The sequence below is a fragment of the Arthrobacter sp. Cr_A7 genome (assembly GCF_029222765.1).
GTDB lineage: Bacteria > Actinomycetota > Actinomycetes > Actinomycetales > Micrococcaceae > Arthrobacter.
In genome coordinates, this window is sequence record NZ_JARHXQ010000295.1 from 1 (window position 1) to 2,826 (window position 2,826).

The following is a 2,826-nucleotide window of genomic DNA, read 5'->3' on the forward strand; positions in this document are numbered from 1 at the left end:
GTCAGGGTTCGAAGTGCACCGCCTCGGCAGGTGCCAGGGCGTGCCGGATGCTGGTCAGGTGCCCCGGCATAAGATCGGGGAGTTCATCCATGGCGAACCAGCCCACCGCCAGGGATTCGTCATCGTTGACCCTTGCAGTCCCGCTGATGTACCGGCAGAGAAAAACCACGTCGAGGAACTCGCAGACGTCACCGTTCGGGTAGGTGAAAGGGCCCACGGCCCCCACGGACACCACACGCTCGGCTTCGGCCACCACGGCGGTTTCCTCAAAGATTTCCCGCACCAGGCCGCGGGCTGGCTGCTCCCCCGGATCCAGTATTCCGCTGATCAGCGCCCACTGCCGGTTGTCCGCCCGCTGGGCGAGCAGGATGCGGCCCGAAGCGTCCACCACCACTCCCCTGACCGCGGGGACCCACAGCGGGGCATTACCGATCTTCTTCCGCAAACTCAGGATGTAGTCAGGCGCAGGCATACGGCCAGCCTACCCAGTGCTGCTTCTCAGGCGGGCAGCAGCATGGCGGCGGCCGCCCCGGCCAGCATGAACGGGCCAAACGGAATGGAGGACTTCAGAGTTCCCCGCCGCGCCGCAAGCAGGGCAATGGACCACAGGCCACCCAGCAGGAACGCCAGGAAAGTACCGGCAAAAAGGTGCCCCCAGCCCAGGTAGCCCAGGTACATCCCCAGTACCCCGGCCAGCTTGACGTCACCAAACCCCATGCCCGGCGGATAAACAACCCGAAGGACGAAATAGAAGAGCCACAGCAACCCGGCTCCGGCCACCACCCGCACCGGAACGGCGAGAAGGGCGGGAAGCGGACCCTCCGGCTCGGCAGCACCCGCCACAGCAGCTGCCGCCAGCAGCAGCACACCGGCCACGGCATAGGACGGGAACACGATCCGGTTGGGCAGCAGATGGTGACGGACATCGATCACCGTCAGCCGGACAGCCATCACGGCAAAGTACAGGCACGCCGCAAGCACCAGCCAAAAGGCCACGGGATTGTGCTGCCACAGTTCGCCGAGTCGTCCGATCACCCTCCGGATGCTACTGGAATTCCCCTGGCCGCCCTACCGCGCCCGCGTAAACTGTGGATATGGCGACATGGGATAGCCGGCACCGCCCGGATCCGAACGGCGGCGCATCCCCCGCAGATCCGATCACCACGTTCCGCAACCTGTGCCGCTCCTCGCCATGGAAGTGGCAGTCCCTGCGCTTTGAGTACTGGGACGAACCCTTCGCCGAGGCACCTTCTCCCGGCGCACCCCTGGTCAGGGCGTGGCTTCGCCGGCCGGGAGCACTCCGTCTGGAAAGCCCGGAGGGACTGGTCCTCCACAGCACCACCGGCATCAACGACTCGCGGGATGGCTTCTACGTCAGTTCCACCCGGAAATCCTGGCTGCTGCCGCCGCATCTGGTCACCCCCGTCTACGATGACGCGGGCCTGGTCAAGCGTCGGCCCGAGGCTGCCTACGGGGAGCCCGGATTCGGGAATGGCCGCTTCTCGGCAGCACTCGATCCGGTGGAACTCGCCGGCAACGCACCGGTGCCCCTGGAGTTCCCGGGCAGCAACGCAGTCCAGGTACAGGAACTTCACACCGTCGACCACGAGGGCAGGCCGGCGTTCGAGGCACTTGTGACGCCCACGGCGGCCTACCATCCCGGTGACCCCGCGGCGCCCCTCTGCCTTCCGGGGCCGTCCCGCATCCGGGTGGACCTGGGCACCGGGGTCTGCGTGGCCAGCCAGTCCTTGGAGCCCGGGAGCGAAGAATACGGCCACTGGCTCCGGATCATCGCGGTGGACGAGTACATGCTAGATGACCTGTTCCTGGCCGAGTCGATGAACCTTACGGATGTGCGGCGGCACATCAGCTGGGACATCCCGGCCTGACCCTTTCCGCGCCATCAGCTAGGCTTCGCTGATGACTACGCTGAGCTCCGTCTGGCCACTCTTCGACCTCAGGCTGGCCACCCCACGGCTCGAACTCCGCCCGATCACGGACGACGAGATCCCCAGCGCCGTGGCCGCGGCCCGCAGCGGCATCCACCAGGCCGGCAGGAACCCGTTCAGCACCCCGTGGGCCGAGCTTCCCGCAGAGGAGCTCGGCCCCAACATGGCCCGCTGGTACTGGAAGTGCCGCGCGGAATGTACCCCCGAAAGCTGGACCCTGCTCCTGGGCATCTGGCGCGGCGGGGAATTCCTGGGCTGCCAGGACGTGGGCGCGAAGGACTTCGCCACCCTTCGCACAGTTTCCACCGGCTCCTGGCTCAAGCAGTCCGCCCAGGGGCAGGGACTGGGCAAGGAGATGCGCGCCGCGGTCGCACTGTACGCCTTCGACTGGCTCGGCGCCGACGCCGCCGAATCAGAGGCAGCAGCCTGGAACAAAGCCTCCCTGGGTGTCTCCCGCTCCCTCGGCTACGAGCTCAACGGAACCACCCGCGAGGCCTGGGGCACCACGGTCGAAACAGTCCAGCACGTCCGCCTCACCCCCGAGACCTTCAAACGCCCCGACTGGACCCTCCAGGTCAAGGGCCACGAAGCAGCAGCAGCGTTCCTGAAGGTCACCTGATCTCGTTGCCGTGGCCGGGTCCGTCCGCTGCGTTGTGGCCGGGTTCGTCCGCCCCCAGCGCTTCGCCGTCGGGTTGAGTGCAGCGCCGTGGCTGGGTTCGCCAGGCCACGGTCCTTCTCCGTCGCTTAGACACGACGCATAGGGCCACCTGCGGTCGCTGGGCGACCTCCGGCAGCCGATGCGCCGCGATGCGCTCCTACGAGAAGGCCCGTGACCAGGCTTGTGCCTCTCGACGCCGATGGCGCGCCTTGGCACGCG

At 67.3% G+C, this 2,826-nt stretch carries 4 protein-coding genes; 2 read left to right on the forward strand and 2 right to left on the reverse strand.

The features are described 5' to 3' along the window. Nucleotide 1: 1 nt before the first annotated feature. The gene (locus P2Q66_RS17300) at nt 2-472 is read right to left on the reverse strand and encodes an NUDIX domain-containing protein (RefSeq protein WP_275730137.1); all 471 of its coding nucleotides are present in this window, start codon (nt 470-472) and stop codon (nt 2-4) included. 26 nt (nt 473-498) lie between these two features. Continuing rightward, nucleotides 499-1,035: an A24 family peptidase gene (locus P2Q66_RS17305; protein ID WP_115524370.1), complete on the reverse strand. Its 537-nt coding sequence runs from the start codon at nt 1,033-1,035 to the stop codon at nt 499-501. Nucleotides 1,036-1,094: 59 nt separating this feature from the next. Here P2Q66_RS17305 and P2Q66_RS17310 point away from each other — a divergent pair, with 59 nt between their 5' ends. Together P2Q66_RS17310 and P2Q66_RS17315 are read left to right on the forward strand one after the other, a co-directional pair. Next, entirely contained in the window at nt 1,095-1,889 is a 795-nt protein-coding gene (locus tag P2Q66_RS17310) for a hypothetical protein (protein ID WP_275730139.1), read from the forward strand. A 31-nt stretch (nt 1,890-1,920) separates the two neighbouring features. Next, the gene (locus tag P2Q66_RS17315) at nt 1,921-2,568 is read left to right on the forward strand and encodes a GNAT family protein (protein WP_275730140.1); all 648 of its coding nucleotides are present in this window, start codon (nt 1,921-1,923) and stop codon (nt 2,566-2,568) included. Nucleotides 2,569-2,826: the final 258 nt, after the last annotated feature.

What these genes read in the sequence shown, in the direction of transcription:
- P2Q66_RS17300 (WP_275730137.1), bottom strand. Translation starts at nt 472, where the DNA reads ATGCCTGCGCCTGACTACATCCTGAGTTTGCGGAAGAAGATCGGTAAT.
- P2Q66_RS17310 (WP_275730139.1), top strand. Translation starts at nt 1,095, where the DNA reads ATGGCGACATGGGATAGCCGGCACCGCCCGGATCCGAACGGCGGCGCA.
- P2Q66_RS17315 (WP_275730140.1), top strand. Translation starts at nt 1,921, where the DNA reads ATGACTACGCTGAGCTCCGTCTGGCCACTCTTCGACCTCAGGCTGGCC.